This is a genomic window from Bacillus timonensis, assembly GCF_000285535.1.
GTDB lineage: Bacteria > Bacillota > Bacilli > Bacillales > Bacillaceae_L > Ferdinandcohnia > Ferdinandcohnia timonensis.
This window is the reverse complement of sequence record NZ_HE610986.1, coordinates 1,134,794-1,152,429: the sequence shown is the minus strand read 5'-3', so window position 1 is coordinate 1,152,429 and position 17,636 is coordinate 1,134,794. Positions and strand designations below refer to the sequence as shown.

At 37.0% G+C, this 17,636-nt stretch carries 15 protein-coding genes and 1 pseudogene; 14 read left to right on the top strand and 2 right to left on the bottom strand.

The genetic code is table 11. From position 1 onward, the window contains the following. Nucleotides 1-3 precede the first annotated feature (3 nt). The 14 genes and pseudogenes from walK (at nt 4) to BTHG_RS25035 (ending at nt 14,408) form a co-directional block, all read left to right on the top strand. The gene (walK, locus tag BTHG_RS14275; protein WP_010677408.1) at nt 4-1,845 is read left to right on the top strand and encodes a cell wall metabolism sensor histidine kinase WalK; all 1,842 of its coding nucleotides are present in this window, start codon (nt 4-6) and stop codon (nt 1,843-1,845) included. Beyond that, nucleotides 1,835-3,166, top strand: coding sequence for a YycH family regulatory protein (locus BTHG_RS14270; protein ID WP_010677407.1), 1,332 nt, complete (start codon nt 1,835-1,837; stop codon nt 3,164-3,166). The genes walK and BTHG_RS14270 overlap by 11 nt, the downstream gene beginning before the upstream one ends. Beyond that, nucleotides 3,153-3,929, top strand: a complete 777-nt coding sequence (locus tag BTHG_RS14265; RefSeq protein ID WP_010677406.1) for a two-component system regulatory protein YycI — start codon at nt 3,153-3,155, stop codon at nt 3,927-3,929. The genes BTHG_RS14270 and BTHG_RS14265 overlap by 14 nt, the downstream gene beginning before the upstream one ends. Nucleotides 3,930-3,935: 6 nt before the next feature. Then, nucleotides 3,936-4,730, top strand: coding sequence for an MBL fold metallo-hydrolase (locus BTHG_RS14260; protein WP_010677405.1), 795 nt, complete (start codon nt 3,936-3,938; stop codon nt 4,728-4,730). A 268-nt stretch (nt 4,731-4,998) separates the two neighbouring features. Further along, on the top strand, nt 4,999-6,081 hold the full coding sequence (locus tag BTHG_RS14255) for a sensor histidine kinase (RefSeq protein WP_010677404.1): 1,083 nt from the start codon (nt 4,999-5,001) through the stop codon (nt 6,079-6,081). Nucleotides 6,082-6,096: 15 nt separating this feature from the next. Next, nucleotides 6,097-6,726 carry a response regulator transcription factor gene (locus BTHG_RS14250; RefSeq protein ID WP_010677403.1) on the top strand — a complete coding sequence of 210 codons (630 nt, stop codon included), beginning with the start codon at nt 6,097-6,099 and terminating at the stop codon, nt 6,724-6,726. Nucleotides 6,727-6,878: 152 nt separating this feature from the next. Beyond that, a complete protein-coding gene (locus tag BTHG_RS14245) occupies nt 6,879-7,811 on the top strand; it encodes an ABC transporter ATP-binding protein (protein ID WP_010677402.1) in 933 nt (310 codons plus the stop codon). A 12-nt stretch (nt 7,812-7,823) separates the two neighbouring features. Further along, on the top strand, nt 7,824-9,083 hold the full coding sequence (locus BTHG_RS14240; RefSeq protein WP_010677401.1) for an ABC transporter permease: 1,260 nt from the start codon (nt 7,824-7,826) through the stop codon (nt 9,081-9,083). After that, a complete protein-coding gene (locus BTHG_RS14235) occupies nt 9,080-10,195 on the top strand; it encodes an ABC transporter permease (protein WP_010677400.1) in 1,116 nt (371 codons plus the stop codon). The genes BTHG_RS14240 and BTHG_RS14235 overlap by 4 nt, the downstream gene beginning before the upstream one ends. A 278-nt stretch (nt 10,196-10,473) precedes the next feature. Then, complete coding sequence (locus tag BTHG_RS14230; RefSeq protein ID WP_010677399.1) at nt 10,474-11,712, top strand: S1C family serine protease; 1,239 nt, start codon at nt 10,474-10,476, stop codon at nt 11,710-11,712. A 159-nt stretch (nt 11,713-11,871) separates the two neighbouring features. Beyond that, the gene (locus tag BTHG_RS26300; RefSeq protein ID WP_010677398.1) at nt 11,872-12,027 is read left to right on the top strand and encodes a CxxH/CxxC protein; all 156 of its coding nucleotides are present in this window, start codon (nt 11,872-11,874) and stop codon (nt 12,025-12,027) included. Nucleotides 12,028-12,120: 93 nt separating this feature from the next. Further along, the gene (gene rlmH, locus BTHG_RS14220) at nt 12,121-12,600 is read left to right on the top strand and encodes a 23S rRNA (pseudouridine(1915)-N(3))-methyltransferase RlmH (protein ID WP_010677397.1); all 480 of its coding nucleotides are present in this window, start codon (nt 12,121-12,123) and stop codon (nt 12,598-12,600) included. Nucleotides 12,601-12,727: 127 nt separating this feature from the next. Next, a complete protein-coding gene (locus BTHG_RS14215; protein ID WP_010677396.1) occupies nt 12,728-13,450 on the top strand; it encodes a sulfite exporter TauE/SafE family protein in 723 nt (240 codons plus the stop codon). A 57-nt stretch (nt 13,451-13,507) separates the two neighbouring features. Next, nucleotides 13,508-14,408 (top strand): annotated as a pseudogene (locus BTHG_RS25035) (virulence RhuM family protein). Between the two features lie 247 nt (nt 14,409-14,655). Here BTHG_RS25035 and BTHG_RS14205 read toward each other — a convergent pair. Both BTHG_RS14205 and BTHG_RS14200 read right to left on the bottom strand, forming a co-directional pair. Then, nucleotides 14,656-15,003, bottom strand: a complete 348-nt coding sequence (locus BTHG_RS14205; RefSeq protein ID WP_010677395.1) for a DUF4260 domain-containing protein — start codon at nt 15,001-15,003, stop codon at nt 14,656-14,658. A 313-nt stretch (nt 15,004-15,316) separates the two neighbouring features. Then, entirely contained in the window at nt 15,317-17,632 is a 2,316-nt protein-coding gene (locus BTHG_RS14200; protein ID WP_232284475.1) for a M20/M25/M40 family metallo-hydrolase, read from the bottom strand. Nucleotides 17,633-17,636: the final 4 nt, after the last annotated feature.

Below are 17,636 nucleotides of genomic sequence, written 5' to 3'. Positions count from 1 at the left end.
AAAATGAAAAGGCTAGGATTTTTTCAATCCATTCACTTTAAATTTGCACTTATTTATTTGCTTCTCATATTAATTGCGATGCAGATTATTGGTGTGTATTTTATCGGCAAATTGGAGCTACGATTAGTAGAAAACTTTAAAGTATCCTTAAACGAGCGCGTTAATATGCTTGCGTTTAGTATTGAGCAGGAAATGATCAAGGAGAGGGAGGACCCCTCTACCTTAGAAAAGGATATCCGAAATATTTTACAGGATTATGAGTCAGAGGATATTCAAGAAATTCGGGTTATTGATAATAAAAGCCGTGTAATTGGGAGTTCAGATCCTTACAGTCAAGGAATCGTTGGACGAAAAACAAATGAAGATTTAGTAAAACGTACGTTATTGCTTGGTGACAACCCAGATGATGTACGCTTAGACCGACAAACCTATAATCGTATGTATGTATCCTCGACACCGATTCGTTCGAATGCAAATGGGGATATTGTTGGAGCCATTTTTTTAATTGCAAGGATGGAAAATGTCTATGATGACATTAAAGAAATCAATGATATTTTTGTAACGGGAACGGGAATAGCAATGGCGATTACAGCGATTCTAGGAATCTTTGTTGCTCAAACTATCACCAGACCAATTTCTGCGATGAGAAAGCATGTTGTGGAATTGGGAAGGGGAAATTATTCAAAGAAGGTAAAGGTATTTGGGCATGATGAGATTGGCCAGCTTGCCGCGACCTTTAACAATTTATCAAATAAAATACAAGATGCTCAAGCGACAACAGAAGGAGAACGTCGTAAACTATCTTCAGTACTGGCGCATATGACAGATGGGGTAATTGCGACTGACAAAAAAGGACGGATTATTTTAATGAATACTCCTGCAGTCAATATGTTGGATGTTTCACGTGAAACAGTCCTAAACCAATCAATTGTATCTGTCCTTGGTCTAGATGATCAATACACGTTTGAGCAGCTTGTTCATGATATCGATACGGAAATTCTTGATTTTAGTACCCATAAAAAGCAATACATTATTAAGGTTAGCTTTTCGGTCATCAAGAAGGAGTCTGGTTTTATTAATGGTCTAATTGCGGTTTTATATGATATCACAGAGCAGGAAAAGATTGAAAGTGAGAGAAGGGAGTTCGTAGCGAATGTTTCCCATGAACTTCGAACTCCGTTAACGACCATGCGAAGCTATCTCGAAGCACTTGCAGATGGCGCTTGGAAGGATGAAAAGATTGCTCCACAATTTTTACATGTGACACAAACGGAAACAGAGCGAATGATCAGGTTGGTCAATGACTTGTTGAAGTTATCAAAACTAGACAGTAAGGATTATCGTTTATCTAAAGACTTAATTAATTTTACAAAGTACTTTCATAGAATCATTGACCGCTTTGAAATGACGAAGGAACAGCATGTTTCATTTTCTCGAAATTTACCTGAAAAGGCCATTTATCTTGAAATGGATCAAGACAAGATTACACAGGTGCTTGATAATATCATTTCAAATGCTTTGAAGTATTCCCCAGAGGGAGGAAGGGTAACCTTCCAGGTGGTTGAAGCAAATGATGAAATTATTGTAAGTGTATCTGACCAGGGTGTAGGGATACCGAAGGAAAACATTAATCGAATTTTTGACCGTTTTTACCGGGTTGATAAAGCACGTACTCGTAAATTAGGTGGAACAGGATTGGGGCTTGCTATTGCAAAAGAAATGGTTGTTGCTCATGGAGGTAGGATTTGGGCTGAAAGTAAAGAAGGGATTGGAACAACGATTTCCTTTACCCTACCAATCGTTGAGAATCAAGATAGTTTAGAGGATGATTGGGATGAAGTATGAATCAATAAAAACTACCATATTAATCATCTTAGTACTATCAAGTATTGTTCTTACTTGGACCTTATGGACTTATCAGCCCCAATATAAGGATCTAGGAACAGATGATTTAGTAGAGGAAGTAGCCACAAATAATTCGAAAGAAATATTCCAAATCATTAAGCCAATTAAAATTCTGTATCATATTGATGGTCAACATTTTGGAACCTTTAATGAGGCAGAACTGAATCGAGTCATGAAAGAGTTAAGGTCCTGGGATTTTCATGATGTTCAAAATATTACTCATACTGTTCAAGATGATGGTTTAGCTGACTTCTTGAACCAAAGTGGACATGTTGAGATATATTTTCCTGACCCATTTCCACTGCAGCTCTATAAGTCATTTTTTAATATAAATGACAAAGAACATTCTCTCATTTCGTTTGACCGACTAGTAATTGATGTCAATTCAGAGAGGCAAGGAGAGGGAATTGTATATTTCGTTTCTACAGGCGATAATTTAGTATATGAAAGCCGTGTCGATAGTAGATTTACGAAAGAATTTAGAAAGAGTTTCTACCAGACAGCAACGAGATTTCCAAAACAGATTGAATTTGAATTAACAGATACGAATTCACTGTATTTACCGGAAGATACCACAGATGTAAATCGAATTGACTATTATATTGATTTGATTGAAATTGATACATTTATTAACCGATTATTTACGAATTCAAATTTCGTAAAAAGGGATGTGCTCACAACGGGTGAAGTACATACAGACGGAACAAGGTTGCTTCGAGTCTATAATAATAAAAAGTATATTGAATTTATTAATCCAACAAGAATTGGTGGAAAAGAGGAGACAACTACGGATTTAATTCAAACAAGCATTGATTTTGTGAATGAACATGTTGGTTGGACAGACGAAGAGTATCGCTTTTTTAGCTGGAATAAAGAGAGTCAAATGACTATATTTAAATTATATGTAGAAAATATACCTGTTTTTAGTCATGATGGACTTGCTGATATTATCCAGCATTGGGAAAACAATGATATTGCAAAATATGTTCACCCATCAATAAGCCTTCAAGTCAAATTGAATCCGAAAATTAAGATACCTCTACCAAAAGGCGAAAAGGTGATGGAGGTAATTACAAGTCGGCCAAATTTTAATCCGGAACTGCTTGAGTATGTGACGGTTGCTTATGAATTAATGGATGATGATGATAATTCCCAGTTTGTTTCACTTCACCCATTTTGGACATACAGGTATAATGGAAGTTGGTATAAGGTCGAGACAAAGGATGAGAATATAGGGGGGCATGAAGATGGATTGGAGTAAAACCAAGTCATTATTTATCGTTACCTTCCTCATTCTCAACATCTTTTTAGGATATCAGCTTGCTCATAAAAGAGACAGTAGTCAATTGGATGTCATTACGGAGCGTAGTATTGATGAGAAGCTAGCGGATGAAGAAATTTCATATGAAGCTTTGCCGAAGGAACCGAAGGAATTAAGCTATATAAGTGGGAAGGTTAAGATTTTTTCAGAGGATGATGTGAAAGGTCTAAAAAACCAAGATGTAAATATTGAAACCGCTGGTGTTTTAAAGGGTGTTTTTAGGGATCCTATTAAGCTGTCTTTAACAGACCAAGTCAAAATAAAACAATTTGTAAAAGATCATATCATAGCAGGTGACAGCTATTCTGTGTGGGCCGTTGATGAGGAAGCAGGGACCATTGTTTTAGTACAACAATACAAAAATTATAAAGTCTTTGGCCAGACATTAAATATCAGTGGAGTCATTTATTTGTATCTGAATGATGATCATGAGGTAGAGTCATATGAGCAAACATACATCCCTGAATTTGAGGAGCATGAGCTCGAGGAATTAATTACGCCCATTCAGACCCTAGAAAACCTTTTTAATAACAATTATTTAAAATCAGGTAATCATGTAACAAAAGTTGAAATTGGGTATTACCCACTTGTCCCATATTCAGAATCCCAGCTATTGGCACCTGCATGGCATGTTGTCATTGATGGTAAGACAGATATTTACGTTAATGCCATAGAAGGACAAATTTTATATAAGAAAGAGTGAACTACTATGGAGTTGCATTTTAGTGTGCTTGCAAGCGGGAGCACTGGAAATGCGTTCTATGTTGGAACAGACAAGCATTCATTGCTTGTAGATGCCGGATTAAGTGGTAAACAACTAGAACTGTTATTTAAAGAAATTAATAAAGAAATCAAGCATCTATCAGGGATACTTGTCACACATGAGCATAGTGATCATATCAAAGGTCTAGGGGTACTTGCTAGAAAGTACAAGCTACCTATCTATGCGAATGAAAAGACATGGAAGGCGATGGAGCACAATATAGGTGAAATTCCGACCGAACAGAAGTTTATCTTTCAAATGGGGACAGTCAAGACATTTGGAAATATAGATGTTGAATCGTTTGGTGTTTCCCACGATGCGGCGGAACCGATGTTTTATGTATTCCATCATGAGGGGAAAAAGGTAGTTTTAATTACAGATACAGGCTATGTTAGTGACCGGATGAAGGGAACCATTGAAAATGCGGATGCCTATGTTTTTGAAAGTAATCATGATGTGTCGATGCTTCAAATGGGTCACTATCCATGGAGCATTAAACGACGTATTTTGAGTGATGTTGGGCATGTTTCAAATGAAGATGCGGCACTTGCAATGTCAGATGTCATTGGTGATCGAACAAAGCGTATCTATTTAGCACACTTAAGTAAAGATAATAACTTAAAGGATTTGGCACGTATGTCAGTAAGACAAACCCTAGAGAGTAAGGGGTATGTTGTCGGTGAACAATTTGATTTGTATGATACAGATCCAAAAGTTCCGACAAAGCTTGCCTATGTATAAGAAGAAAGCTCATTTGATTTTTATCAGATGGGCTTTTTTTTATTTGGGATCTAGCTCGCACCTAGCCCCTCTCTGGTTTAGCCAATCCGTCAAGAAGGAGAAAAGGCATCCTTCTCGCTGCCTTTTCTTATGCATGTCGGACTTGCATAGGACGTGGCAGTAATTAGTCGATGTTCCTCTTTCAAGGCGCTTGCACTTTTCGAATAAAAACACTTGCTGTATCCATAAATTTCTAGTAATTTGAAACTAGAATGAAAGTAGGGATGCTATGAAAGCTTTTGTTTTTCGAACAGCTGGTTTTATGGTGCTTTGGGGGTTGTTTTTCATTTCGGAAAAAAAGGTGCCAACCGCTTATTCAATCATGATTTGTGCGGTGGGCCTGACCTTATACTTTTTGCTAACCGTTACTCCAAGGCCTGTCTACTTATATGTAGCGATAACAATACTATTGCAACTGCTAGCAGTTATAGAAACGGGAAATCCATTTTCACTTTTATTAATGATGTATGTGACTTTATTGGCTGCAAATCAACTGGAGAGTAAACCATTTAAAGGACTGGTTGCTTTAACGGTTGCCTGTTTATTGGGCTACTTTTTCGTAGTGGACAGTGAATGGTCCATGTATGTATACTTTCTCTTATTCTTTCTTCTTGCGCTTGAGGTTAATGAACTTTGGACAAAGCGGGAAGAGCAACGCAATTTGTATGAAGAATTGCTTGGGGAATATCGAAAGGTAAAAAGGGTTGCCCTCGTGACAGAGGAGGAAGCACGCTACCAAGAGAGGACGAAGATTGCAAGGGATATTCATGACTCCGTTGGACATAAGCTTACGGCATTGTTAATGCAGGTAGAGATTCTTTCGATTAAGCAAGGTCCAGAACACTATAGTGAATTAAAGGAACTAGCAAAAGAAAGTTTAGAAGAAACACGATTTGCTGTTCGAACCCTAAAAGACAGGGAGCATGAAGGAATTGCAACAATCCTACAGCTAATTAAAAAACTTGAGGCTGAAAGTCATATCGTGGTTCAGTTTACAACAAAGCAAGGAATTCTTTCAGAGCGACTTACTAATGAACAAAGTGTGGTACTATATAGGGTCATTCAAGAAGGACTTACTAATGCAATGCGTCATGCCCACTCACGTGAGGTTCAGGTGATACTTGGAAAAACAGCAGATGGGAATATCGAACTTATCGTTAAAAATCGAATCCATAAGAAAGAACCATTTCAAGAGGGATTCGGGCTTTCAAATATGCGAAAACGTGTTGAAGAATTAGGTGGCATGCTAGCGGTCTATCAAACGGATGAACAGTTTGTAATTAAAGGAATGATACCAATTGCAAAAGTGTAAGGGAGGGGAACTTTCATGTGGAATGTGTTAATAGTAGAGGACCAATCAATTGTAAGGCAGGGCTTAAAACTTATGCTACAGCAGGACGAGCAAATACGGGTTGTAGCTGAGGCGGAAAATGGGGAAGAAGCCATTACAAAGATGGAAGCCCATGTAATTGATCTGGTGCTTATGGACATCCGGATGCCGATTATGAATGGTCTTGAAGCGACAAGAAGAATCAAGGAACGTTGGCCCAATGTGAAGATCTTAATCCTTACAACTTTTAATGATGATGAATATGCGATACAGGCGTTAAAATATGGTGCTAATGCCTTTTTATTAAAAACATCTGACCAACATACACTGGTTCATGCCGTCCATAGCTGCTTTCAAGGAGGACTTCCCATTCATGAAGAGGTTGCAGCAAAGGTCATGCCGCGATTGTTACATAAGTTTGAAAAGAAACTTGAATTGCCTTTGTCTACACGGGAATTTGATATTACAAGATTAGTAGGTGAAGGAAAAACTAATAAAGAAATCGCAGATGAATTATTTTTATCGATTGGTACTGTCAAAAACCATATCACACAGATTTTACATAAATTAGAGCTTCGAGACCGTACCCAGCTAGCGATTTTTGCAGTCAAAAATGATATTACATAACAAACATAAAAGGGTTGTCCAACTAGCAAAGGATAGCCCTTTTTTCTTTGAAACATGACTCAGGTCATGTTTTTTACACAAACAAGTGACGTGAGATAGTGCTCCAAGACACAGTAAAAGACTATGATAAATGTATAAAGGAGGCTGACGGGATGTTAGAAATTATTGATTTATCAAAGAAATACAAACAAAAGTATGCGGCACAGGGGATTAATATGTTTTTAGAAAAGGGTGAGATTGTTGGGCTATTAGGTCCAAATGGAGCGGGAAAGTCAACAACAATCTCGATGATGTCATCTTTAGTTATTCCGACATCTGGTGATGTACGGCTAATGAACGATAGCACGATTAAAAACCCACAGAACATCCGTAAAATTTTAGGAGTCGTTCCTCAAGAAATTGCACTATATACAGATTTATCAGCAGAGGAGAATTTACGGTTTTTTGGAGAAATCTATCGGTTAAAGGGTGCTGAGTTAAAACAGCGTATTGAAGAAGTATTGGAGCAAATAGGTTTAACTGACCGAAGAAAGGATCTTGTAAAAACTTTTTCAGGTGGTATGAAAAGAAGGTTAAATATTGGAGTGGCGCTGCTGCATAATCCAGAAATTATTATTATGGATGAGCCGACTGTTGGGATTGATCCACAATCTCGTAACTATATATTAGAGACGGTAAAGCGTCTTAATAAAGAACGTGGAATGACTGTTTTATATACGAGTCATTACATGGAGGAAGTCGAGTTCCTATGTGACCGGATTTACATTATGGATAAAGGCAATATTATCGCATCCGGTACTAAGGAAGAGTTAAAGAATATATTATCCTCTGAAAATACAATTTCAATCAAGGTAGAACGGGCAAAGCAGGAATTTACAAAGCTTCTTGAAGCAGACTCTACCGTTCGGCAAGTAAAGGTACAGGACCGTGATGTGACGGTTATCGTCCCAAAAGAGTACAATTTGTTCCGGAAAATCTCTCAAATTGCAGAAGAAACAGGGACGACATTAATTTCAGTTGAAGTTAAAGCTCCGACACTTGAAGATGTCTTTCTTCATCTGACGGGTAGAGCTCTTAGAGATTAGGAGGTGGTGCAGATGATTATTTCATTTATGAAAAAGGACTTATTGGTTTTATTTCGTAATCCTCAGGAATTGCTTATTTTAGTTCTAATGCCACTAGTTCTCATTGCCATTTTAGGTTTTGCCTTAGGAGGGGTGATGGGAAGTGATACTGAGCCGATTTCGGCTAAGGTCGCTTTTATTAATCATAGTAATGAACAAGAGGATATCAATGCCTTTGTTGAAAAGGTAAAGGCAGAGGGACTCCCAGAGGAGGCAGAAACTGCATTAATCCAGGGAGCTGATCAGCTTCGTCCTATTCAGATTTTGCTAGATGAAGTGTTTGGAAGTAAGGAATTAAAAGAAATTGTGAAGCTGGAGCAAGTTAAACCGGGAAATTTGAATCAAATTAAAAATGATGACAGTTATTCTGCTGTCATTGAGATACCTGAGAATTATACTTTCGATATTCTTTCTTCTACATTATTAGATGAACCTTCTACTGCGGCAATCAAGCTTTATAAAAATGAAGGGAAAGAGATTGCTCCAAAAGTTGTGGAGGATGTCCTGATGAATTTTCAAAAACAGATGACTTCCATGACTGTGATTGGAAAAGCGGGAATTCAGTTAGAATCAGTCGGTAGTGCAAAACTAGGAGAAATCGAAACTGTAACAGAAAGAGAACCAATCAACTCACTGCAATATTATTCCGTCGGTATGAGTGTCATGTTTATTATGTTTATTGCGTCAACTCTAAGTTCATTTGCGTATCGTGAAAAGCAGTTGCAAGTATTTAATCGCATTATATTATCGAATACATCTAGATGGTCATATTTGGGAGGTATTTTTTTCTCCATTATGATAATTGCAATCGTTCAGCAAGCCATTTTATATGGAGTAACTTCTCTTGTATTTGATGTGGTTTGGAAGGATCTTCTCGGATTTTTCCTCGTTAATTTATCATTAAGTTTTGCGATTGGTGGCGTAGGGGCATTGTTGACGGCATTAAACTTCCGGATTGACTCGGAAGGTGTTTCGAACTTTTTCGGGAATGTAATTGTCTCAATCTTTGCCTTTTTAGGCGGCAGCTTTACGCCAATTGGTGAAACTTCATCGGTAATTGGAATGGTAGGTAATTTTACACCCAATGGTGCGGGGATGGCTGCTTTATTGCAATTGCTGCAAGGAGTCGAGCTTTCAGCTATTGCTCATCATATCTTTTATTTACTTGTCTTCGGTTTGATAATGATAACAGTGGCTGTTTTTAGTTTTCCGAAAAGAGGTGATGCCATATGATAAGTATTTTACAGGCAAAATTTAAATTATTTTTGAGAAAACCAATGCTAATGATTGGCATGACCGTGATGAGCATTGTCTTTGCCTTATTATTAGGTGCTGCAAATTATACAAATATCATTGTACCCGTTTATTCAGAGATTGAAAGTATAGAAGAGACAGCGCTCTGGAAGGATTTAACCCAGTCGAAAAGTTTTGAGTTTATGTTAGTTACGGAAGAGGAAGCTAAGAAAATGGTTAGTGAAGGTGACGCTGAGGCCGCGGTGAAGCTTGAGAAGGATTCCTACACCATTGTCGTTGTGACAGAGACGTCGTCTAATCTTCATTTATTAGATAGTTATCTTCAAACCTTTTATGGAGACCTTTTGATGGAGGATAGAATTAAAGAGGCAACGGTTACTAATCCTCATATCGATCCAGATGTCATATTAGAAGAATTAAAAGAAAAAGAAGAGAACCCATTATTCAAGATTCAGACTGCTTCCTTCCGTGGTGATGATGCTGTGATCATTGATAATAAGCTACAGACTATTTTTGGGTTTACATTATTCTTTGTCATTTACACAATCTCCTATAATGTCCACAACATCCTACAAGAGCGAACATGGGGAGTCTGGGACCGGATGATATTATCACCTTTAAAAAAATGGGAGATGTACGCAGGCAATTTAGTGTATAGCTTTCTTATGGGATATCTTCAAGTTGCACTCATCTTTTTTGTGTTCCGGTATGGTGTTGGGGTAGACTTCTACGGAGGATTTGGAAAGACATTAATCGTGTTAATCCCATATGTGTTCTCAATTGTTGCGCTAGCGCTGTTTTTAGTCAGTGTAGTTAGAAGTACACAGCAATTCAATGCCATCATTTCACTAGTATCAGTCTCTTTGTCGATGCTAGGTGGGGCTTATTGGCCGCTGGAAATTGTCAGCTCAGACTTTTTATTAAAGGTATCGGACTTCGTTCCAATTAAACATGGTATGGAAGGCTTAAAGGCCGCAACAATTTATGGAGCACCGATGAGTGAATTACTATACCCAATTAGCATTCTAACACTGATGGGAGTAGTGTTAATCGGAATCGGGATTAATGTTATGGAAAGGAAAAACGCATAAGAGAAAAAAGCTTAAAGCACATAGCCTTAGGCGCCAAGCAAAAGACGAGCGTTGGCAGAAGATGTTTTTTACCTTCCGATGTGATTGTCTTAGACCAGAGAGTCAAAGGCGCCTGGAGCTAAACAATGAAAACAATGTAAAGTGTTTTATCATTTCTTATCTTTAAAAAGGCAGGGGCTATCAGCTTCTGTCTTTTATTCATCTTAGGGCACGGTCATGTTTTGCATAAAATATGGGTAAAATTGATTTTAGAACGTTTTTTAAAGGAGATTGGCCGTATGGGGTATTATGATCAGGATTATTCAAATCAAAGGAATAGACGTCAAGGGGGCCGTGGTAGCTGGTTTTTATCTGGATTAATTGGAGCTATTATAGGGGCATTACTTGTCCTTTTTCTTTTACCGACTTTATCAAAGTATCATTTACTTCCGTATGAGGAGAATGCCGCTCGCGAAGAGCTTAACGGGCTTGATGATGTGGAGGAAAAGGCTCCAGCAACAGGCCGTAGTGTTCAACAAAATATCAATGTAAATGTGACAACTGAGGTCACTAGTGCCGTGAACCGAGTAAGTGAAGCCGTTGTGGGAATCGTCAACCTTCAGCAAACGAACTTTTGGTCTGAGGAGGCAACTACAGCGGGTACGGGCTCTGGTGTTGTGTACAAAAAGGGAAATGGAAAGGCATTTGTCGTCACAAACCACCATGTTATTGAAGGAGCTTCTGATCTAGAGGTGAGTCTTAGTGATGGCTCAAGGGTAAAGGGAAGATTGCTAGGCAGCGATATTTGGACCGATTTGGCTGTGATTGAAATTGATGCGGACCATGTTAAAAAGATTGCTCAATTTGGAAATTCCGACAATATTAATCTTGGTGAACCGGTCATTGCTATAGGAAATCCATTGGGGCTTGAGTTTTCTGGATCGGTTACACAAGGAATTATTTCAGGCTTAAATCGAACAATTCCAGTTGATATTAATCAAGATGGGGTTCCTGATTGGAATGCGGATGTTATGCAGACGGATGCGGCAATTAATCCAGGCAATAGTGGAGGAGCGCTTGTTAATATTAAAGGGGAAGTGATTGGTATAAATTCCATGAAAATTGCACAGGAAGCAGTTGAAGGAATTGGTCTATCGATTCCCATTACAAGTGCAAAGCCAATCATTGAAGACCTTGAAATGTACGGTGAGGTGAAACGCCCATTTATGGGAGTTGGCCAATTAAAGGCATTAAGTGAAATTTCATCTTATCATCGAGAGCAAACTTTACATTTACCAAATGATGTGACAGAGGGTGTAGCCGTTTTAGAAGTACTATCAAATACTCCGGCATCAAATGCGGGGTTACGGGAACTTGATGTAATTGTGGAATTAGATGGTGAAAAAATTTCATCAGTAATTGAACTGAGAAAACATTTATATAATGAAAAATCAGTGGGTGATAAAATGGAGGTTACGTTTTACCGAGGGGGAGAAAAACAAAAGGCAATCATACAATTGGCAAGAGAATCATTGTAAGAACAAGCAAACAGGAGTTTAAAATTCTCCTGTTTTTTTGTGGACAAAATTATATGCTAAAATGGGTAAGATAAGAACATGTGGATAAGAACCACAAAAGAAAAAGTTATACCCATAATTATCAGATGGTTGTGGGTAAGATTGATGGAGGAAGTAAAAATGATTAAATGTTGTGAAGAACATATCGAATTAGCATTGGATATTGTAGTAGACGAGCATGAAGTTGCACCAATTATGACGAAAATTGAAGATGAAAACTTATCAACAACCTGTGAATTTTGTCAAAATAAGGCGGTATATGTTGTGGGGAACTAATATTCCCATACAAGATGTGGATAGAAAATGTGGATATGTGGATAACTATTGTGGATAATTTGTTTGTAAAATGTGAGCGAAGTGGGGATAAGTGTGAACATCACAATTGTTACAATTGGAAAGTTGAAAGAAAAATACTTAATCCAAGGGATTAATGAATATTTAAAACGATTAACAGCATATGCAAAGGTAGAAATAGTCGAACTGGCGGATGAAAAGGCACCAGAAAACTTGAGTGAGTCAGAAATGGAGCAGGTAAAGCAAAAAGAGGGGGAGAGGATTCTTGCAAAGCTATCGGATGACACTCATGTGATTGCGTTGGCAATTGAAGGAAAGATGAAGTCATCTGAGCAGCTCGCAGCAGACATTGAAAAGCTAGCAACCTATGGAAAAAGCAAAATTGCCTTTGTAATTGGTGGCTCACTAGGGTTAAGCAAAGATGTTATGAAGCGGGCAAACGATACCTTGTCTTTTTCAAAAATGACTTTCCCACATCAATTAATGAGGTTGATTTTAGTGGAGCAGATATATCGAGCTTTTCGCATTAATAGGAATGAACCGTATCACAAATAGTGGTAAAACAAAGAGTAGAATTAGTTTTGGATAGTTTTACAATTAGTGAAATGTTAAAATTGTAGGTGAAGAGATACTGTTTATCAACGGTATTTTTACTTTTTGTTATAGACAAAGTGGGTGTTGTATGGAGATAATAGCATTTTTTATAATCGTTTTGGTTGCTTCTGTACTTCAAACGAGTACAGGATTCGGATTTTCAATTTTGGCTACTCCATTTCTGCTTTTAATATTTGAACCAATAGAGGCTATTCAAATAAATTTAATATTGTCATTGATTATATCAAGTGCATTAATAATGAAAATTAGAAGAGATATTGATTTTGCTATTCTTAGAAGGTTTGTCGTAGGTAGTGTTACGGGTCTACCTATTGGTATTATGCTCTTCATGTTGATTGATATAAATAGATTAAAAATGGGAGTGAGCCTTATTATCTTGGTGTTAACAATCATGCTTATTCTGAAATTTCGAATCAACCAAAATGAGAAGCGAGATTTACTTGTAGGTGGACTATCAGGTTCATTCACAACAAGTATAGGTATGCCCGGGCCACCATTATTATTATATTTTTCAGGAACTGATACTCAAAAAGAAAAATTAAGAGGTACTACATTAGCCTTTTATTTATTTATATACTTTGTTAGTTTAATCATTCAAGTGACTTTTGCTGGGACAAATAAGACAATATGGGTATCGAGTTTATGGGCTTTACCTTTGGTATTTGTAGGATTGTATGTGGGACAACTATTATTTAAAAGGATTAATCAAAGGGTTTTTCGAATATTTACATATATAATCTTACTTTTTACTGGAATTTACTTGCTGATTGAGAGTTTGGGGTTTCTATAATCAATAAGGTGGTACTATCTGATTTACCATAACCGAAATGCTGAACCGTATCACAAAATGACGCAAAAAGCAATTGCTGAACTTTACCAGACCACACCGCAGAACATTACTCTTCATGTAAAGAACATCTACGAAGAAGGAGAATTGGAGGAAGAGTCAACTTGTAAGTATTACTTACAAGTTCAAAATGAAGGTTCAAGGGAGGTAAAAAGAAAGGCAAAGCACTATAATCTTGAAATGATTCTCGCAATCGGCTACCGTGTTCGTTCCCACCGAGGTACACAGTTCCGTCAGTGGGCAACAGAACGCTTAAATGAATATCTACTCAAAGGTTTTACAATGGATGATGATCGTTTGAAAGACATGCGTAATTTTGGAGAAGATTACTTTGATGAGTTATTGGAACGAATTAGAGATATTCGTGCCTCAGAGAAAAGATTCTATCAAAAAATTACTGATATATATGCTACCTCTGTAGATTATGATTCTAATGCAGAAGTAACACAGATATTTTTTAAAACAGTTCAAAATAAATTACATTTTGCAATCCATGGTATGACGGCTGCTGAACTTATTTCAAAGAGAGCGGATGCAGAAAAAGAAAACATGGGACTTACTTCTTGGAAAGGTGATAAAGTACGTAAGCGAGGTGTGACAAAATTACTTATCTGAAAAGGAGTTAAAGTCGCTAAATCGAATTGTTACAATGTATTTAGGCTATGCTGAGGACCAAGCAGAGCGTCAACGCCCAATGTATATGAAGGATTGGATTGATAAATTAAATGCATTTCTGCAATTTAATGAGCGTGATATTCACAAAAATGCAGGGAAGGTATCAAAAGTCGTTGCAGATAAGATTGCGACTCAAGAATATGAGAAATTTAACCAACACCGTATAGAGCAGAGTTCAAACGATGATTTTGATAAATTTATTGAGAACAATAATCTGAAGAAATAACTTTGTGGATACAGTTGTTTTATTGACGCCTCACTTACTTGGAAGTTTTTACGGAAGTGATGATTGCTAAGTGGTGGTAATATTAATCTTACCACTAAAAATAGTGAACCGTATCATAAATAGAGGCGGTTTTTAATTGTAATGTAATCCGTCAGTTTGACAATGCAAAAAGGGCTTTGAGAGAACTTTATCTCTAAACCCTTTTTTATATTATCTTATTTTACTAAAGCCACAGTTAGCAAAACAATTAAACTCTATTTAAATGTGTATCTTTAAAGTTAGTTGAATATTTAAGCCCGTAACCAATTGCTCTATCCATCCCTATGTGAGCTGACCAAATTAACCCTACTGCCAACACCAACTGATACGATAGGAGTAGGCCTACTATTACAATAGTAATCGACAGGCTATAAGTATGAAAAATATTATAGCATTTTGCACCAACTTGATTGTTAATCAAATACCCTATCATTGAAATGTCAGGTGCTAACAATAATAGTAAAAACATCCACCAACTGTACTCATTATACGAATAAAGATATACACTTAACACGAAAACTGCAAGCCCTTCAATGTGTAACAGAATTTTGATCAACACTGTTTCCCCTCACTTTTTAATGTACTCATTTCATGTTTTATTACATAAAGTAAATCTCCTTTGGTAAAGATTGATATTTAATTATTTGCACCTCTGAAGCAAACCCGTAGTTTAATAGGTGGGGAGAACATTATCATTAGTTAATGAGGTTTTTAAAATGGTATCCCTCTAGTATGGTTTTTATTAGAGCGTGAAAACTTTAATATTTTTTTTATTATATTTTTACGGGTGAGGTTAATAAATCTTCTCAAATCAAGTAAAGTGATTTGAGAAGATTTTTAAAATGTAAAGTTACATCCCTACACGATTCCTATTCTCGTATTGTCTTCATCACAAATGAATTATCCCCATATGTACTATACTCGGGGGAACGTTCACCTTTTGTCTCAGGGATATTATAAGAACGATCTGCTAAGATCCACTCAACTTTATCGTTGGCTTCGACGGTTATCTTTACCTTTAACTCTCCAGATTGCCCAATAATGTAACTGAATAATAAAGGATGTTCTTTCGTATATTCCTGTTGAATTAATTCCACTTTGTTGTCGTTGATTAAAAGTTGTGAAACATTCATTGAGGACAAAGACTTCATTAGCATTTCTTCGGCATTCCGGTATGTTTTCATTTGGTACTCAATAATACGCTTATCACCTTCTACATTGTCAGAAATAATTGTCACACTAGGTGCTTCTAAATTGTATAAGTCTGCCTCTGTATAACTGATATCCCAATTTAATATAGGGAAGATTTCAGAGGTATTGTCAACTTTAACATCTTCATCAAGATAGTTTGCAGTATAGGCATCTAAAGAATGTCTGGCTGCCCAATAGGCACTATTTGTATCTGCATCCATGAAATAAGTAATATCACTTGCTTTAGGATGTTCTGCTGTCGGCATGTTATTTATGATGATGCTATTTGTAATCAGTAGTAGTAATCCTGCTCCCAAAAGGATGGTTGGCATCACCCAACTATATTTGATTTTTAATGTGCTTAATATTGGTATTAACAATATCCCAAGAAGGGCAACTAGAACCATAAGTACACTTGATAGATTCATTGTTACAAGCATTTGGACAAGATAAATAACAGGAGGGAGAATTAAGAAAGCTGGAATTGCAAATGCCACTGTCACAAGATATGACTTCCATGTATACTCTTTTAATCGAATAGAAATGTTAACCCCAAGAAGTGCAAAGAATAATGGCCATGCAAATACGTAACTGCCTGCTTTTAGAAGTAAACTAGAAGAAATCACTAAAATTAACCACATTAATAAAGCACCCATAGTTAAGCTGCCGGTCATTATTTTTTTATTTGCCTTATAATAGAGTACAGTTAAAAAGGTGAAGATAATAATAGAAAAACTAATTAGATAGGTTGTTCCAAATGTTTTATCCGTTCCCATTAACCAATCTTTGCCGGAGAGAATCACTTTTAGCAGACTCCATAGTCCGAGTCCAATTGCAAAAGATCCGACAATTCCACCAATGGTAACAAGAAACCCGGCAAGTGTTCCAAGTAGGGATAGCCGATTATATCTTGAAGCATGCACGATTGTAAAAGCATATAAGGCTACTATCACCAGCATTAATGGAATGATAAGTTTTTCGGAGTAAGTAATCATTTTTGAGCCGAAAATATTAAAGAATAGTTGATTCTCTTCCTCTGTTTGAGTTAAATCCAATTCCCCAAAATGGCGAATAAGATTTAACATATATTCCCCATGGTGCTGAAGACTTCCTTTGCTTAATTCTTGGAGGTTATCACTTGTTGTATGATAATGACTGATACCTTCGCCAAATGCAAAGTTCAGACCACTTAGACCCGCGTCTCTAAAAACTGTAAGGTCAGTATCATTTGGCATAAGCTTATAGAGGTTGTAAATAAAAGAATGTGCAACTGGTGATGGGGCAGCTTGAACAAATTCCTTTACAAGCCATCCATTTTCATCACTCGTTTCAAACATAAAAGCGGGGCCTTCATTTCCCCGTGCCTCAAAATTCAATACTAATCCAATATCATCAACCCAAGGATGTTCATCCACAAATGCTTTTGCTCCCAATAACCCGTTCTCTTCCCCATCAGTTAACAGGATAATGACATCATTTTGTAGAGGTTGACCCTTTTTTAAGGCGCTTACAGTTTCAAGAATGGCAGCAACCCCAGCACCATCATCGGATACACCAGGACTTCCTGGAACTGAATCGTAATGAGCTACTAGCATAATAGCCTTGGTTGAATTTGTTCCTTCTATTTTTGTATAGATATTTTCAACTGTACCTCCGGATATGAAAGAGCTACGTGTGTATAAAGAGTTTGTTTTTTGAATCTGAGGACTAAGCCCTAAATCTGACAAAGCCTTAACTAAGTAATCACGAACGTGATCATGTTCCTTTGAACCAAGTGGATGCGGCTTTACAGCAAACTCCTCTAAGTATGAGAATGCTCTGTCAGCCGAAAATGAAGTTGTCTCAGCGGTTGATGGTACAACCTTTGGGGTTTGTAACTGTAATAAACTTAGTAAAATAACACTTACAATAATAGCAACAATTAATATAAAGGTAAGTACCGTTTTTATTGTGTAATGACTAGGTTGCCTCTTTGTTTCAGTTGATGGTAACATCTCC

Bases quoted from the DNA above. Each gene is read 5' to 3' on its own strand.
- walK (WP_010677408.1), top strand. From the start codon at position 4: ATGAAAAGGCTAGGATTTTTTCAATCCATTCACTTTAAATTTGCACTT.
- BTHG_RS14270 (WP_010677407.1), top strand. From the start codon at position 1,835: ATGAAGTATGAATCAATAAAAACTACCATATTAATCATCTTAGTACTA.
- BTHG_RS14265 (WP_010677406.1), top strand. From the start codon at position 3,153: ATGGATTGGAGTAAAACCAAGTCATTATTTATCGTTACCTTCCTCATT.
- BTHG_RS14260 (WP_010677405.1), top strand. From the start codon at position 3,936: ATGGAGTTGCATTTTAGTGTGCTTGCAAGCGGGAGCACTGGAAATGCG.
- BTHG_RS14255 (WP_010677404.1), top strand. From the start codon at position 4,999: ATGAAAGCTTTTGTTTTTCGAACAGCTGGTTTTATGGTGCTTTGGGGG.
- BTHG_RS14250 (WP_010677403.1), top strand. From the start codon at position 6,097: ATGTGGAATGTGTTAATAGTAGAGGACCAATCAATTGTAAGGCAGGGC.
- BTHG_RS14245 (WP_010677402.1), top strand. From the start codon at position 6,879: ATGTTAGAAATTATTGATTTATCAAAGAAATACAAACAAAAGTATGCG.
- BTHG_RS14240 (WP_010677401.1), top strand. From the start codon at position 7,824: ATGATTATTTCATTTATGAAAAAGGACTTATTGGTTTTATTTCGTAAT.
- BTHG_RS14235 (WP_010677400.1), top strand. From the start codon at position 9,080: ATGATAAGTATTTTACAGGCAAAATTTAAATTATTTTTGAGAAAACCA.
- BTHG_RS14230 (WP_010677399.1), top strand. From the start codon at position 10,474: ATGGGGTATTATGATCAGGATTATTCAAATCAAAGGAATAGACGTCAA.
- BTHG_RS26300 (WP_010677398.1), top strand. From the start codon at position 11,872: ATGATTAAATGTTGTGAAGAACATATCGAATTAGCATTGGATATTGTA.
- BTHG_RS14215 (WP_010677396.1), top strand. From the start codon at position 12,728: ATGGAGATAATAGCATTTTTTATAATCGTTTTGGTTGCTTCTGTACTT.
- BTHG_RS14200 (WP_232284475.1), bottom strand. From the start codon at position 17,632: ATGTTACCATCAACTGAAACAAAGAGGCAACCTAGTCATTACACAATA.